10 protein-coding genes are annotated in these 14,753 nt (G+C 69.7%); 4 read left to right on the forward strand and 6 right to left on the reverse strand.

Annotated elements, in window-relative coordinates; all coding sequences use genetic code 11:
* The first annotated feature begins 158 nt into the window (after positions 1-158).
* On the forward strand, positions 159-2,921 hold the full coding sequence (mgtA, locus tag ACFWUZ_RS09950; protein ID WP_384370017.1) for a magnesium-translocating P-type ATPase: 2,763 nt from the start codon (positions 159-161) through the stop codon (positions 2,919-2,921).
* A gap of 43 nt (positions 2,922-2,964) precedes the next feature.
* On the opposite strand, the gene ACFWUZ_RS09955 is transcribed toward mgtA, so the two are convergent.
* The 4 genes from ACFWUZ_RS09955 to acnA all read right to left on the reverse strand — a co-directional run bounded on the left by ACFWUZ_RS09955 (position 2,965) and on the right by acnA (position 9,383).
* The gene (locus ACFWUZ_RS09955; protein WP_384370020.1) at positions 2,965-3,900 is read right to left on the reverse strand and encodes a carbohydrate ABC transporter permease; all 936 of its coding nucleotides are present in this window, start codon (positions 3,898-3,900) and stop codon (positions 2,965-2,967) included.
* Positions 3,901-3,913: 13 nt separating this feature from the next.
* Positions 3,914-4,858, reverse strand: a complete 945-nt coding sequence (locus ACFWUZ_RS09960) for a carbohydrate ABC transporter permease (RefSeq protein ID WP_384370023.1) — start codon at positions 4,856-4,858, stop codon at positions 3,914-3,916.
* 43 nt (positions 4,859-4,901) lie between these two features.
* On the reverse strand, positions 4,902-6,353 hold the full coding sequence (gene ngcE, locus ACFWUZ_RS09965; RefSeq protein WP_384370026.1) for an N-acetylglucosamine/diacetylchitobiose ABC transporter substrate-binding protein: 1,452 nt from the start codon (positions 6,351-6,353) through the stop codon (positions 4,902-4,904).
* Between the two features lie 312 nt (positions 6,354-6,665).
* Complete coding sequence (gene acnA / locus ACFWUZ_RS09970; protein WP_384370029.1) at positions 6,666-9,383, reverse strand: aconitate hydratase AcnA; 2,718 nt, start codon at positions 9,381-9,383, stop codon at positions 6,666-6,668.
* Between the two features lie 381 nt (positions 9,384-9,764).
* On the opposite strand from acnA, the gene ACFWUZ_RS09975 reads away from it, so the two are divergent.
* A complete protein-coding gene (locus ACFWUZ_RS09975) occupies positions 9,765-10,664 on the forward strand; it encodes a transglutaminase domain-containing protein (RefSeq protein WP_384370032.1) in 900 nt (299 codons plus the stop codon).
* Positions 10,665-10,675: 11 nt separating this feature from the next.
* On the opposite strand, the gene ACFWUZ_RS09980 is transcribed toward ACFWUZ_RS09975, so the two are convergent.
* Together ACFWUZ_RS09980 and ACFWUZ_RS09985 are read right to left on the reverse strand one after the other, a co-directional pair.
* The gene (locus ACFWUZ_RS09980) at positions 10,676-11,500 is read right to left on the reverse strand and encodes an SGNH/GDSL hydrolase family protein (protein WP_384370035.1); all 825 of its coding nucleotides are present in this window, start codon (positions 11,498-11,500) and stop codon (positions 10,676-10,678) included.
* A complete protein-coding gene (locus tag ACFWUZ_RS09985) occupies positions 11,487-12,056 on the reverse strand; it encodes a PadR family transcriptional regulator (RefSeq protein WP_384370038.1) in 570 nt (189 codons plus the stop codon). The genes ACFWUZ_RS09980 and ACFWUZ_RS09985 overlap by 14 nt, the downstream gene beginning before the upstream one ends.
* Positions 12,057-12,145: 89 nt before the next feature.
* On the opposite strand from ACFWUZ_RS09985, the gene ACFWUZ_RS09990 reads away from it, so the two are divergent.
* Positions 12,146-12,571 carry a nuclear transport factor 2 family protein gene (locus ACFWUZ_RS09990; protein WP_384370041.1) on the forward strand — a complete coding sequence of 142 codons (426 nt, stop codon included), beginning with the start codon at positions 12,146-12,148 and terminating at the stop codon, positions 12,569-12,571.
* A 470-nt stretch (positions 12,572-13,041) separates the two neighbouring features.
* Positions 13,042-14,571 (forward strand): helix-turn-helix domain-containing protein, encoded by a 1,530-nt coding sequence (locus ACFWUZ_RS09995; protein ID WP_384370044.1) that lies wholly within the window; start codon positions 13,042-13,044, stop codon positions 14,569-14,571.
* Positions 14,572-14,753: the final 182 nt, after the last annotated feature.

Consider the following 14,753-nt stretch of genomic DNA (forward strand, 5'->3'; position numbering starts at 1 on the left):
ACCCCTTCCTTCCGCATGTCCGGCGCCCTCGCCCGGCCTGCGTCACCCATGCCCTCGGCGTGCCTTCCGGCCTTCCGTGCCGTTCCGCGCCGACCCGTGATCACTCCACGTGACCGTGCGGCTGCGCTGCCCGGACGCCGTGGAGGGAGGTATTCGTCATGACCATCCTCACCCCCCGTACCCCCACCCCGCTCGCACCGCCGGGCTGCGGCCGTCGCGAGCGCAAGGCCGCCGAGCTGGAGGCCCGTACCCGGCTCGTCGCCGCGCGCCTCGCCGGGATCAGCGCCCGCCCGGCCGTCCTCGCCCTGCAGGACGTGGACACCTCGCCGAACGGCCTCACCCACGCCGAGGCCGCGCTGCGCCTGGAGCGGCACGGCCGCAACGTCGTCGCCCAGGAGCGCGCCCCGCTCTGGTTCGTCCAGCTGGGGAAGGCGTTCTGGAACCCGTTCATCGGCGTCCTCGTCTTCCTGGCCGCCGTCATGTACGGGCAGGACCCCACAGACCCGGGCGTCGTCATCCTCTCCGTGATGGTGGGGGTCAGCGGGCTGCTGCGCTTCTGGCAGGAGTTCCGGTCCGGCCGCGCCGCGGACGCGCTGAAGAAGCTCGTCACCACGACCTGCGCGGTGCAGCGGCGGGCCGGCAGCGGCTCCGCCCCCACCACCTTCGAGGTCCCCATGGACCAGGTGGTCCCGGGCGACCTGGTGAAACTGGCCGCGGGCGACCTGATCCCGGCCGACCTGCGCCTGATCGCCTCCAAGGACCTGATGGTCGGCCAGGCCGCCCTGTCCGGCGAGTCGCTGCCGGTCGCCAAGGCCGACACCCGTGTGGAGGACCTCGGCCGGCCGCGCGGCGCGGACCCGGCGGAGGCCGGCGGCCTCGGCCGGCCGGAGGGCCCGGACCCCGTGGAGGCCGACAACCTCTGCCTCATGGGGACCTCGGTCACCTCCGGCACCGCCACCGGGGTCGTGGTCGCCACCGGCGCCGACACCTGGTTCGGCTCCATGGCCGGCTCGCTGGTCGGCGAGCGCCCGCCGACCAGCTTCGACAACGGCGTGCGCAAGGTCAGCTTCCTGCTGATCCGCTTCATGCTCGTCATGGTCCCGGTCGTCTTCGCGGTCAACGGCCTCACCAAGGGCGACTGGGACGAGGCCTTCCTCTTCGGCATCGCCGTCGCGGTCGGTCTGACCCCCGAGATGCTGCCCATGGTCGTCTCCGCCAACCTGGCGCGCGGCGCCGTCGCCATGTCCCGGCGCAAGGTGGTCGTCAAGCGGCTCGACGCCATCCAGAACCTGGGCGCGATGGACGTGCTCTGCACCGACAAGACCGGCACCCTCACCGAGGACCGCATCGTCCTGGACCGCTACCTGGACGTCCACGGCGACGAGGACGGCGAGGTCCTCGAGTACGGCTACCTCAACGCGCACTTCCAGACGGGTCTGCGCAACCTCATGGACCAGGCGGTCATCGACCGCGTCGACGAGGCCGAGGAGGTTGTCGTCGACGCACGGTTCTCGATGGTCGACGAGATCCCCTTCGACTTCGCCCGGCGGCGCATGTCCGTCGTCCTGAGCCGCAACTCCCTCACGGCCGGTCCCGGCCGCGCCGAGCACATCATGATCACCAAGGGTGCCGTCGAGGAGGTCCTGGACCTGTGCACCCACATGACGGACCGCGGTGAGAAGGTCGAGCTGACCGCGCAGCTGCGCCGCCGTGTCACCCGGACCGCCGAGGAGAACAGCCGCCGGGGCCTGCGCGTCCTCGCCGTGGCCACCCGTACGGTCGCCGGCCCCCGGGACACCTACACGGTCGCCGACGAGGACCGCCTGACCCTGGTCGGCTTCCTCACCTTCCTCGACCCGCCGAAGGCGGACGCCGCCCGGGCCCTCCAGGGCCTGGCCGACAAGGGCATCACCGTGAAGGTCGTCACCGGCGACAACGAGCTCGTCGCGGCCCGGGTGTGCGCGGACGTCGGCATCGCCGTGGGCCAGGTGGTCACGGGCCCCGCGACCGACGGCCTCGACGACGCGGCGCTGCGCGCGCTGGCCGCCCGTACGACGGTCTTCGCCAAGGTCAACCCGGTGCAGAAGGCCCGTATCGTGCGGGCCCTGCAGGCGGAGGGGCACACCGTCGGCTTCCTCGGGGACGGCATCAACGACGCGGCCGCGCTGCGCGGCGCGGACGTCGGCATCTCGGTGGACACCGCCGTCGACATCGCCAAGGAGTCCGCGGACATCATCCTGCTGGAGAAGGACCTGACCGTCCTGGAACAGGGCGTCGTCCAGGGCCGGACCACCTTCGGCAACACGATGAAGTACATCAAGATGACGGCGTCGTCCAACTTCGGCAACGTCTTCTCGGTGCTGGTGGCGAGCGCCTTCCTCCCCTTCCAGCCGATGCTCGCGATCATGCTGCTCCTGCAGAACCTGGTCTACGACATCTCACAGCTCGCCACGCCGTGGGACCGGATGGACGAGGAGTACCTGCGCACGCCCCGCAACTGGGACGCCAAGGGCATCTTCCGCTTCATGGTCACCATCGGACCCGTCAGCTCCGTGTTCGACATCTCGATGTTCCTGATCATGTGGAACGTGTTCGGTGCCGACAGCGAGGCCCACCAGGCCCTCTTCCAGTCGGGCTGGTTCATCGAGGGCCTGCTCTCCCAGACCCTGATCGTCCACATGATCCGCACCCGGAAGATCCCCTTCATCCAGTCCCGCGCCTCCTGGCCGGTGATGGTGATGACCGTCCTCGCGGTGCTGACCGGGCTCTACCTGCCCTTCTCGCCGCTGGCCCCCTCGCTGGGCTTCACGGCCCTGCCGGCGAGCTATTTCCCGTGGCTGATCGGCGTGCTGCTCGCGTACTGCACGCTCACCCAGCTCGTGAAGACCTGGTACGTCCGCAGGTTCGACAGCTGGCTCTGAGAGCCGCTCAGGGGCTGCGGACCCGGCCTGGCCTCGGGCACCCCTACTTCAGGGTGGCCGAGGTCAGGCCGGCCTGGATCTGGCGCTGGAAGGAGAGGTACACCGCGAGCATCGGGATGATCGCGATGGTGGCTCCGGCGAACAGCACCGGCAGGTCCGTCTCGTAGCCCATCTGGTACTGGAGCTGGATCAGCCCCTGGGTGAGCATGTAGCGCTCGGGGTCCCCGCTCGTCTGCGGCTGCATGAGCACGGCGGGCAGGATGTACTGGTTCCACTGGCCCAGCACGTTGAAGATCCCGACGCTGATCAGGCCCGGCTTGGCCATGGGCAGCATCACCTGGAAGAAGATCCGGGTGTCGGAGGCCCCGTCGATGACCGCGGCCTCGTGGATCGCCGTGGGCAGCGTCCGGAAGAAGGAGTGCATGAAGAAGACGGTGAACGGCATCGAATAGGCGACGTACACCAGGATCAGGCCCTGGTAGGTGTTCAGCATGTCGAAGCGCTTGACCATGAAGAACAGCGGCACGAGCGCCAGGAACACGGGGAACATCGCCCCGCCGACGAAGAAGTAGTAGATGACCCGGTTGCCCGTGAAGGGGTAGCGGGCCAGCACGTACGCGGCCATCGAGCCGAACAGCATGGTCAGCGGGACGGAGAACACCAGCACGATCAGCGTGTTGGCGAAGTAGCCTCCGATGCCCTTCTCCCAGGCCCGTCCGAAGGCGTCGAAGTGCCAGTTCGAGGGCCAGCTCAGGGCCGAGCCGCCGATCTGCGCGTCGGTCTTGAAGGAACCGAGGGCGAGCCAGATCAGGGGCAGCACGATCATGATCGCCCAGAGGACGAGGAAGCCGTGCGAGAAGACGTTGAGGACCACGCCCTCGGAGCTGCGCCGGCCCCGTTCCCCGGACCGGCCGGGTGCGCCGGATTTCTCCGCGTCCGATCCGCCGGGAACCTTGGTCACTGTGGGCGCTGCAGTCATCGTGGAACTCCGCTCAGAACTCGATGCGCTCGCGGCGGGTGGCACGCAGCGTGATGACGGAGAGGATCATGGTCAGGGCGAGCATGACCACGCCCATGGCGCAGGCGTAGCCGCTCTTGCCGAAGTACAGGAAGTTGCGCATCAGCACCGTCGACATGACCTCGCTGTGGTGGTCGGGCCCGCCGCCGAACTGCCCCGACGTCATGGTCGACACCAGGACGAACATGTCCATCGCGGCGATGCCCAGGTAGACCGCGGACGTCTGCACAGAATCCCACAGCAGGGGCAGCGTGACCTTGAAGAAGGTCTGCGCGCGCCCGGCGCCGTCGAGCAGGGCTGCCTCGTAGATGTCCTTCGGTACGGACTGCATGGCGGCGGAGAACAGGACGAGGTAGAAGCCGACGCCGTGCCAGACGACCACGAACAGCAGGCACCACAGGACGAAGCCGGGCTCGTTGAGCCATTCGATCGGGTGCTGCGGGTCGACCAGGCCGGCCTTGACGAGGAAGCCGTTGAGCAGGCCGCCCTCGTCGCTGCGGTAGATGGCGCCGAAGAGGACGGCGAGGATGGCCAGGGAGAGGACCTGGGGGAAGAAGTAGACGACCTTGTAGAAGCGGGAGCCGCTGACGCCCTGCACCCCGCCGGCCCCGCTGCGCCCTCCCGCGTTCACCATGAAGGCGAAGAAGAGGGCGAGCAGGATGGTGATCACCGGGACGAACACCAGGAGCAGCAGGTTGTGCCAGAGCGCGCCACGGAAGACCTCGTCCTGCAGCAACGTCGCGTAGTTGTCCAGGCCGACGAAATCGAACGTCGGTGACTGGCCCGACCAGTTGGTGAAGGAGTAGCCGAACGTCTGCACATACGGCCAGATGACGAAGGTGAGGTAGAGCGCGAGTGGCGCGATGAGGAATCCGGCGATGAAACCGTTCTTCCTCTTCCCCTGGGCTGCGTGGCTCATGGTGTCCGTCCCTGGTCTTGCCGGGTGGCCGGTGGGCGCGGTGTCAGCTGCGGCGGTTGTTCTTGGCGTTCGGGTCCTTGGCCGCCTTGTCTACCGCAGCCTGCGCCCTCCTGATCCATTCCTTCGGCTGGATCCGCTGGGCCATCAGCTCATTGGACGCGTTCTGGATCTCCGTGTCCATCTCGCTGTACCAGTCGGGGTAGCGGTAGCTGAAGGTGTTGGTCCCGGCGGCCTTGAGCGCATCGACCGCCGACTGGGTGCCCGGCCGCAGCTTGACGCTCGGGTCCACGCCGTCCTTGACGACGGTGAGCGAGTTGGCCTGCTGGGCGAAGATCGTGGACCATTCGCGGGACAGCATCGAGCGGAGGAACTCCAGGCCCGCGGCCTTGTTGGCGGCCTTCTCCGGGACGATGAAGGGCTCGTCGACACCGGCCCGGATGGCCTCGAAGGGCAGCTTGCTGCCGGCGAGCAGCGGTACCGGCAGGAACTTCATGTCGAAGTCCGCCGGGGTCTGCTTGAGCTGCTCGTTCTCCAGCCAGGAGCCGCAGGGGATGAAGGCCGCCTTGTACTCGTTCCAGGCGGTCTGCGACTCCGTGTGGGTGAGGCCGTTGGTGCCCGGCAGCAGCAGGCCCTTCTCGACGACCTCGTAGACCGCCTCGACCGCGGCGAGGGCGGCCGGATTGCCCTCGAAGGCGTTGGGTTCGAGGTGGTCGATCGCCTTGAGTGCGTCCAGGCCGCCCTTCTTGGCGATCAGGTCCATGATGACGACGTTGATGTAGTACGGATGCTTGCCCTGGTGGGCGAGGCCGCCGAGGCCGGCTTCCTTGGCCTTGGTGCAGACGGCCAGGAACTCGTCCCAGGTCTTCGGCGGGGCCCAGCCCTTCTCCTTGAAGAGCTTGCCGGAATACCAGAAGCCGGAGACGGCGTAGACGTACTTCAGGGTGACGAACTTGCCCCCCTGGTTGCCCTGGTCGACGGCCCCGTCGACCAGGGTGTCGCGGACCTTCTTGGCCGGGTCGTCGAGCGAGGGCGCGTCGAGGACGGCGGTGAGGTCGGCGAGCTGGCCGCTCTTGGCGAGCACGTCCAGCGGGATCTTCTGGGCGCCGGAGTCGTCGACGACGTCCGGGGGGTTGCCTCCGTTGAAGCGAGGCTGGAGCTTGGCCGTGATCTCCTGGGTGCCGAGGTGGGTACTGGTGGTGCCCCACTTCTTGTCGAAGGCGGCCTCCCAGGCCTTCGCGTAGTCGTCCCCGAATCCGCCCTTGAAGACGACGACGTCCAGCTTGCTGCCCTTGGCGACGCCGAAGGGGTTCTCCTTGGTCACCACACCCTTGTCGGGCCCCTTCGTGGAGTTCTCCTCGCCGCCCGAGGCGCACGCGGACAGGAAGCTCATCGTCGGCACGGTGATGAGGCCGAGTGCCGCGGAACGCTTGATCAGGTCACGGCGGCCGAGGCCCGCGCCGTTGCTGTGCTCGCCGTGGGCGGAGGTGGATCCCATGCTCAAGTCCTCGCCTTCGTCAGGAGTGTGAAGGAGAAGGGAATCCCTGGCAGTTGCCGCCCGTGCGGGCAACACCGCAGGTCCCCGCTCTCCCCCCGGCCCGGGGCCGCTCGTTCCGCGGCGATCCGGACGGGCACAGGTATAGTCCACTTCAGCTCGTGTGAGCAAGATCATGCACAAGGATGACCGCCAGCTTTTCCGAGTTGAGACCTGCCCGTCACCTGGGACCGCCACCGCGAAAAGCGAAAGGGCCGTACCCCCTTAACGGGGATACGGCCCTTTGGTGCCGAACGGCTCGGAGCCGGGCGGGACCTAGCCGCGGATGAGGTTCCGCAGGACGTACTGCATGATGCCGCCGTTGCGGTAGTAGTCCGCCTCACCCGGCGTGTCGATGCGGACGACCGCGTCGAACTCGACACCGGTGTCGGTGGTCACCTTGACCGTGCGCGGGGTGGTGCCGTCGTTCAGCTGCTCCACACCGGTGAAGGCGAAGGTCTCCTCGCCGGTCAGGCCCAGGGAGGCGGCCGAGGCGCCCTCCGGGAACTGGAGCGGCAGGACGCCCATGCCGATCAGGTTCGAGCGGTGGATGCGCTCGTAGGACTCGGCGATGACGGCCTTGACGCCGAGCAGCGCGGTGCCCTTGGCGGCCCAGTCGCGGGAGGAGCCGGAGCCGTACTCCTTGCCCGCCAGGATGACCAGCGGGATGCCGGCGGCCTGGTAGTTCTGCGAGGCGTCGTAGATGAAGGAGACCGGCGCGCCGTCGACGGTGAAGTCGCGGGTGAAGCCGCCCTCGGTGCCCGGCGCGATCTGGTTGCGCAGGCGGATGTTGGCGAACGTACCGCGGATCATGACCTCGTGGTTGCCGCGGCGGGAACCGTACGAGTTGAAGTCGCGGCGCTCGACACCGTGCTCGGTGAGGTACTTGCCGGCCGGGGTGTCGGCCTTGATCGCACCGGCCGGGGAGATGTGGTCGGTGGTGACCGAGTCGCCCAGCTTCGCCAGCACGCGGGCGCCGGCGATGTCGGAGACCGGGGTGGTCTCCATCGTCATGCCCTCGAAGTAAGGGGGCTTGCGGACGTAGGTGGACTGCGGGTCCCACTCGAACGTGTTGCCGGTCGGGATCGACAGCGCCTGCCACTGGGCGTCGCCCGCGAAGACGTCCTGGTACGACTTGTTGAACATGTCCTCGCCGATGGCGTTCGCCACGACGTCGTTGACCTCGGCCTCGGAGGGCCAGATGTCCTTGAGGAAGACCGGGTTGCCCTCGGTGTCGGTGCCGATGGCGTCCTGGGTGACGTCCACCTTCATGGAGCCCGCGATGGCGTACGCGACGACCAGCGGCGGGGAGGCCAGGTAGTTCATCTTCACATCGGGGTTGATGCGACCCTCGAAGTTGCGGTTGCCCGAGAGGACCGAGGTGACCGCGAGGTCGTGCTCGTTGATCGCCTTCGAGATCTCCTCGTCCAGCGGACCGGAGTTGCCGATGCAGGTGGTGCAGCCGTACCCGACGAGGTTGAAGCCCATCTTGTCGAGGTACGGGGTCAGGCCGGCCTTGTCGAAGTAGTCGGTGACGACCTTCGAGCCCGGCGCCAGGGTGGTCTTGACCCACGGCTTGCGGGTCAGGCCCTTCTCCACCGCCTTCTTGGCCACGAGCGCCGCGGCGACCATGACGTAGGGGTTCGAGGTGTTGGTGCAGGAGGTGATCGCGGCGACGGTGACGGCGCCGTGGTCGATCTCGAAGGACGAGCCGTCGGCCAGGGTGACCAGGGTGGGCTTGGACGGGGCGCCGTCCGGGTGGTTCGCCGGGGCGTCGGAGGCCGGGAAGGACTCCTTGCCCGCCTCGTCCACGTCGTCGACGTAGTTGCGCACGTCCTGCGCGAACTGCTGGGAGGCGTTGGCGAGGACGATGCGGTCCTGCGGGCGCTTCGGGCCGGCGATGGAGGGGACGACCGTGGAGAGGTCGAGCTCCAGCTTCTCGGAGAAGTCGGGCTCGGCGGCCGGGTCCAGCCAGAGGCCCTGCTCCTTGGCGTACGCCTCGACGAGCGCGACCTGCTGGGCGTCGCGGCCGGTCAGGCGCAGGTACTTCAGGGTCTCGTCGTCGATCGGGAAGATCGCGGCGGTGGAGCCGAACTCCGGCGACATGTTGCCGATGGTGGCGCGGTTCGCGAGGGAGGTGGCGGAGACGCCCTCACCGTAGAACTCGACGAACTTGCCGACGACGCCGTGCTTGCGGAGCATCTCGGTGATGGTCAGCACGAGGTCGGTGGCGGTGGTGCCGGTCGGCAGCTCGCCGGTCAGCTTGAAGCCCACGACGCGCGGGATCAGCATGGAGACCGGCTGGCCGAGCATCGCGGCCTCGGCCTCGATGCCGCCGACGCCCCAGCCCAGCACGCCCAGGCCGTTGACCATGGTGGTGTGCGAGTCCGTGCCGACGAGGGTGTCGGGGTAGGCCTGGCCGTTCCGGACCATGACCGTGCGGGCCAGGTGCTCGATGTTGACCTGGTGCACGATGCCGGTGCCCGGGGGGACGACCTTGAACTCGTCGAAGGCGGTCTGGCCCCAGCGCAGGAACTGGTAGCGCTCCTTGTTGCGGCCGTACTCCAGCTCCACGTTCTGGGCGAACGCGTCGTGGGTGCCGAACTTGTCGGCGATGACCGAGTGGTCGATGACCAGCTCGGCCGGAGCCAGCGGGTTGATCTTCGACGGGTCGCCGCCGAGGGCCTTCACGGCCTCGCGCATGGTGGCGAGGTCCACGACACAGGGCACACCGGTGAAGTCCTGCATGATCACGCGAGCCGGCGTGAACTGGATCTCCTCGCTGGGCTGGGCCTGCGAGTCCCAGTTGCCGAGCGACCGGATGTGGTCGGCGGTGATGTTCGCGCCATCCTCGGTGCGGAGCAGGTTCTCCAGAAGCACCTTCAGGCTGTAGGGAAGGCGGGCGGAGCCCTCAACCTTGTCCAGCCGGAAGATCTCGTACGACTCGTCGCCCACCTGCAGCGTGCTGCGGGCGTCGAAGCTGTTCGCCGACACGACAGTCTCCTTCATGCATGAATTCGCGCGTATTTACCGCATCCTGCCGCCACGCCCCTTGGCCAATCCGCTGAGGTAAGGCTAAGTTAGGTAACCCTTACCAGCGGGGGCGGCTGCGGTACGCCTTCGGCAGATATCTCGATGTCGAGATAACTCTAGTACATGTCCGGGTGCGGGGACGAGGTGCGCACCCGCATCCGCCCCGCCGGACGGCGGGGCGGCCGCTTCAGCCTGCCCGGATTCCGCCCGCGGGGCGACTCCGCGGCCCCGCACCGGCGCCGGGCGGCAGCCGGCCCGGCTGCACTATTGAACGCGTTCAGGTTCTCTGTCAGGATGCGTCCTGCTGCCCTCCGGGGGCGGCTGGACGAAAGGACGCCGGCCATGACGAGCTCGCTTCTCCGACCGTGGGGCCGCGGCCGCACGCTCACCACGGGGGCCGGCGCCGCTGACGGGCCGGCCGCCGGGCGGGCGCAGGCCGCGGGGAGCACCGCGCCGACCCGGATCCTGGACTGGCGGCAGCCGCGCGTCGCCGCCCTCGTACGCGGCCTCGACGGCGCAGCTCCGTCCGCCGGCGACCCGGCGGACCCCGCCCGGCAGATCGAGGCCCTGCACCGGGCCCACCGGTGGATCTCCGCGAACGTGCGGCCGGTCTACTCGGTGCAGGACGAACGGCCGGTGTCGCAGGTGCTGCGCCTGGGCCGGGGGTCGTGCAGCCAGCGGCTGGCCGTACTGGAGTCGGTCGCGCGGGCCTCCGGCGTGGCCACGCGGGTGCGCGGCCTGCTGGTGGACGGCACGTTCTGGTACCCGCGCTTCCCGCACCTGCGCCGGATCGTGCCGGACCAGGTGCTGCTGGCCTGGCCGGAGTTCCGCCTGGGCGACCCCTCCGCCCCCGGCGGCCCGGCTCCGGCCTGGCTCACGGTCTCGGAACTCCTCGGCGGGCTGCGCCCGGCGGACACCGGTGGCCGCGGCGGCTTCACCAACGCCGGGCCGGAGACCCTTTTCGAAGCGCTGTCCAGGACGGCGATCGACTGGGACGCGGCGCCGGGGGCCTGTCCGGTCGCGGGTCCCGGAGCGGGCGGGGGCCCGGGCGGGGGCACTGGCGCGGGCCCGGGCGCGGGTTCTGCCGGCCCGGCCTGCGACCTCTCCGCGTTCGTCCTGGCGGACCTCGGCCACCACGACTCGCGCGACGAGCTCTTCACCCGGCACGGCCAGACCCTGTGCGGGATGGCCCGGCTGTTCGCGGAACCCGTCCTGGGCCGCCGGGCGGCGGGCGCGGCGTAGGGGCAGGGCCTTCAGGGCGTACGGGCCGCCCCCGGCTCCCCGGAGGGCGCGGCGCCCAGCGGCAGCAGCTGGGGGCGCTTCGCGGTGCGGCCGTCGCCGGAGGAGCGGCCGCGCAGCCGGCGCCCCAGCCAGGGGCCGAGGAAGCCGGCCGCCCAGCGCAGTTCGGCGGCCACCGCCGACCGGGTCGCGGGGGCGGGCGGCAGGGGCAGCGCCAGGGTCCAGCTGTCGTCGCTGCCGGGCAGGCCGAGGGCGTGGGCAAGGGCGGCGGCGATCCGTTCGTGGCCGAGCGGGCTGGCGTGGAGCCGGTCCTCGGTCCACATGCGCGGGTCGGTCACCGCCTCGGGCAGGGCGGTCTCGGCGACGGTGACCCCGTGGCGGGCGGCCGCGGCGCGGATGCGGTCGTTGAGGTCGGCCACGCGGGGGCCGACGGGCCGGGCCAGGGGCACGATCCTGCTCAGGTCGGGGAAGGTCACGGTCAGCACGTGCGCCCCGGCGCCCGTGAGCGCGGCGAACATCTCCTCCAGGTGACCGGCGGTCTCCGCCGCGTCGAACCGGGGCCGGAGCATATCGTTGACCCCGGCCACGACCGTGGCCAGGTCGGGGCGCAGGGCCAGCGCGGGGCCGAGCTGGCCGGAGCGGACCTGGCCGGCGAGACGCCCCCGGACGGCCAGGTTGGCGTACTGGAGGCCGGGTTCGACCGCCGCGAGGTGTGCGGCGAACCGGTCGGCGAAGCCGCGCAGGCCCGCGGTGTCGTCCCCGTCGCCTATTCCTTCGGTCTGGCTGTCGCCCAGGGCGACGTAGCGCAGGTATCCACGGTTGTGCTCACCGTTCGGCACGGTTCGTCTGCCTTTCCCTGAGGATGGCCGCGCTCCGGCGGCACCAGTCCCGGTGGCCCTGCTCGAAGGCCAGGCCGCGCAGGCAGGTGAGGTACCCGCCGATCCGCTCGCCCCGGAGCAGGAACTCCTCCTCGTCCATGCCGCCGCGCATCCGGCGCGCGATCTTGCCGAGGAGCTCGATCTTGGCGTCGGCCGCGGCCGCCCGCTCTTCGAGCTGTGCGATCACCGGCGCGGTGCCGATCCGGTCCGCGGTCTGGACCTTGACGAGGAGGTCGTCACGGATGACCAGGGGCTTCGAGGCGGCCGCGGCGAATTCCTCCAGCTCGGCGATGCCCGCGTCGGTGACGTGGAACAGGCGCTTGTTGGGCCGGGTCTCCTGGACCACCTGGCGGCCCTCGACCAGCCCGTCCCGCTCCAGCTTGGCCAGTTCGGCGTACAGCTGCTGGGGCAGGGCGTGCCAGAAGTTCGCGACGCCGATGCCGAAGGACTTCGCCAGTTCGTATCCGCTGTACTCGCCGTCCAGCAGCGCCGCCAGTACGGCATGTCGCAGGGCCATCGCAGCCGCCCATTCCCTTTCGTCGTCCGTCCCGGCATCATACTCATGAAAGTGACTAGTCACATTCTTGACTATGAGGAGGATCGGTCATGGAGACTGCCGAACGCTTCCGCGCCGCCGTGGAGAACCGCGATCTCGCCGCCCTGGAAGACCTGTTCACCGAGGACATCCGGCTCTACAGCCCGGTGAAGTTCACCCCGTTCGAAGGGCGGCCCATGGTGCTGGGGCTCTTCGGGGTCCTGCTGCGGGTCTTCGAGGACCTCCGCTACGTGGGCCGCTTCGAGGGCACGGCCGAGACGAGCACCGACGGCAAGGAGGCCCCTGGGGTGGTCCTGCCCTTCCGGGCCACGGTGGGCGGCAAGCAGATCCACGGCATCGACCTGCTCCAGTTCGACGAGGCGGGCAGGGTCAAGGAGTTCACCGTGATGGTCCGCCCGCAGTCCGCCGTGCAGGCGCTGGGCCAGGCGGTCCTCGCCGGCCTCGTCGCCGACGGCCTCGTCCCGGATGCCCCGTAGCGGACGTTGACGTAGCGGACGTGCCGTGGAGGGCACTGCGCAGCGGACGTGCAGCCGGTCGGGCCGCTGCGGGCGGGGGACCGGGGGCAGTGCGCGGCAGTCGGGCGGCGGCGGGTCGGCCGGCTGCCGTACGCGGCGCACGTACCGCGCCGGGGGCGACTGGGGCGCCAGGTGGGGCAGATGCCGGGAATTTACGCTATGCGGCCTTACCGCCGGAGAGGGCTGCGTTTGCGCACCGGGCGGCAGATGCCCGCGCAAACCATCACAACTACCCCATCCAGCCCAGGAAGCACTCCCGCCACCCCTCCCACACCGGTCCACGGAGGGGGCAGCGGCACCTCATTCACCTGCTCGGCCCACTCCCCGCGCACCCCTTCAGAACCGGCCCCACCATGGGAGTTGACGGTCGGTGACACCCGTTCGCCACACCCGGCGCGAACCACATCTCATATCTGAGATAACGTGCACCTATGGCAGACGACTACCTCGTACGCATCGGCAAGCTCATCCGTGACGCCCGGCAGCACAGGGGCTGGACACAGAGTCAGCTCGCCGACGCACTCGGCACCAGCCAGAGTGCCGTCAACCGGATCGAGCGCGGCAACCAGAACATCAGCCTTGAGATGATCGCCCGCATCGGCGAAGCCCTCGACAGCGAGATCGTCTCTCTGGGCTACGCCGGCCCGATGCACCTCCGGGTCGTCGGCGGCCGCCGCCTGTCCGGTGCCATCGACGTCAAGACGAGCAAGAACGCCTGCGTCGCCCTGCTGTGCGCCTCACTCCTCAACAAGGGCCGCACGGTCCTGCGGCGCGTGGCCCGCATCGAGGAGGTCTACCGCCTGCTCGAGGTCCTGAACTCCATCGGCGTACGCACCCGCTGGATCAATGACGGCGTGGACCTGGAACTGATCCCGCCGGCCCGGCTCGACATGGAGGCCATGGACGCCGATGCGGCGCGCCGGACCCGGAGCATCATCATGTTCCTGGGCCCGCTGCTGCACCGGATGGACACCTTCCGCCTGCCCTACGCCGGCGGCTGTGACCTCGGCACCCGCACCATCGAGCCGCACATGATCGCCCTGCGCCGTTTCGGCCTGGACATCACCGCGACCGAGGGCATCTACCACGCACAGGTCGCCTCCGGCATCTCCCCCGACCGGCCGATCGTACTGACCGAGCGCGGGGACACGGTCACGGAGAACGCGCTGCTCGCCGCGGCCCGGCACGACGGCGTGACGGTCATCCGCAACGCCTCGTCCAACTACATGGTCCAGGACCTGTGTTTCTTCCTGGAGGCGCTCGGGGTCGAGGTCGAGGGCGTCGGCACCACCACGCTCACCGTCCACGGCGTCCCGAACATCGACGTGGACGTGGACTACTCGCCCTCCGAGGACCCGGTCGAGGCGATGAGCCTGCTCGCCGCCGCGGTGGTCACGGAGTCGGAGCTGACCATCCGCCGGGTGCCGATCGAGTTCATGGAGATCGAGCTCGCGGTGCTGGAGGAGATGGGCCTCGACCACGACCGTTCGGCGGAGTACCCGGCGGACAACGGCCGCACCCGCCTGGTGGACCTGACGGTGCGCCCGTCCAAGCTCGAGGCGCCGATCGACAAGATCCACCCGATGCCCTTCCCCGGGCTGAACATCGACAACGTCCCGTTCTTCGCGGCCATCGCCGCCGTCGCCCAGGGCCAGACCCTGATCCACGACTGGGTGTACGACAACCGGGCCATCTACCTCACCGACCTGAACCGCCTCGGCGGCCGTCTCCAGCTCCTGGACCCCCACCGCGTCCTGGTCGAGGGCCCCACCCGCTGGCGCGCGGCCGAGATGATGTGCCCGCCGGCCCTGCGCCCGGCGGTGGTCGTCCTCCTCGCGATGATGGCGGCGGAGGGCACCTCGGTGCTCCGCAACGTCTACGTCATCAACCGCGGCTACGAGGAACTGGCCGAACGCCTCAACTCGGTCGGGGCCCAGATCGAGATCTTCCGCGACATCTAGGAAACCGCGTACCCGCTGAGGCCCCGCCACCCCTCCACCGGGGGTGACGGGGCCTCAGCGGTCCCACGTCCGGCCGCCCTCAGGCAGCCGTCGCGCCGCACCCGGCCGGCCACCCGGCGGCAACCACGGCAGGCGCGGCCGACCGTCGGTTTTCGGCCTGTTGGGAACCGGCTGTCGCCGAC

It is taken from the genome of Streptomyces sp. NPDC058646 (assembly GCF_042716875.1).
In the GTDB taxonomy this organism is placed as follows: Bacteria; Actinomycetota; Actinomycetes; order Streptomycetales; family Streptomycetaceae; genus Streptomyces.

Excerpts from the sequence above, each read along its gene's own strand:
- ngcE (WP_384370026.1), bottom strand. The coding sequence starts at position 6,353 with ATGGGATCCACCTCCGCCCACGGCGAGCACAGCAACGGCGCGGGCCTC.
- ACFWUZ_RS09985 (WP_384370038.1), bottom strand. The coding sequence starts at position 12,056 with ATGGCCCTGCGACATGCCGTACTGGCGGCGCTGCTGGACGGCGAGTAC.
- ACFWUZ_RS09990 (WP_384370041.1), top strand. The coding sequence starts at position 12,146 with ATGGAGACTGCCGAACGCTTCCGCGCCGCCGTGGAGAACCGCGATCTC.
- mgtA (WP_384370017.1), top strand. The coding sequence starts at position 159 with ATGACCATCCTCACCCCCCGTACCCCCACCCCGCTCGCACCGCCGGGC.
- ACFWUZ_RS09955 (WP_384370020.1), bottom strand. The coding sequence starts at position 3,900 with ATGACTGCAGCGCCCACAGTGACCAAGGTTCCCGGCGGATCGGACGCG.
- ACFWUZ_RS09995 (WP_384370044.1), top strand. The coding sequence starts at position 13,042 with ATGGCAGACGACTACCTCGTACGCATCGGCAAGCTCATCCGTGACGCC.
- ACFWUZ_RS09960 (WP_384370023.1), bottom strand. The coding sequence starts at position 4,858 with ATGAGCCACGCAGCCCAGGGGAAGAGGAAGAACGGTTTCATCGCCGGA.
- ACFWUZ_RS09975 (WP_384370032.1), top strand. The coding sequence starts at position 9,765 with ATGACGAGCTCGCTTCTCCGACCGTGGGGCCGCGGCCGCACGCTCACC.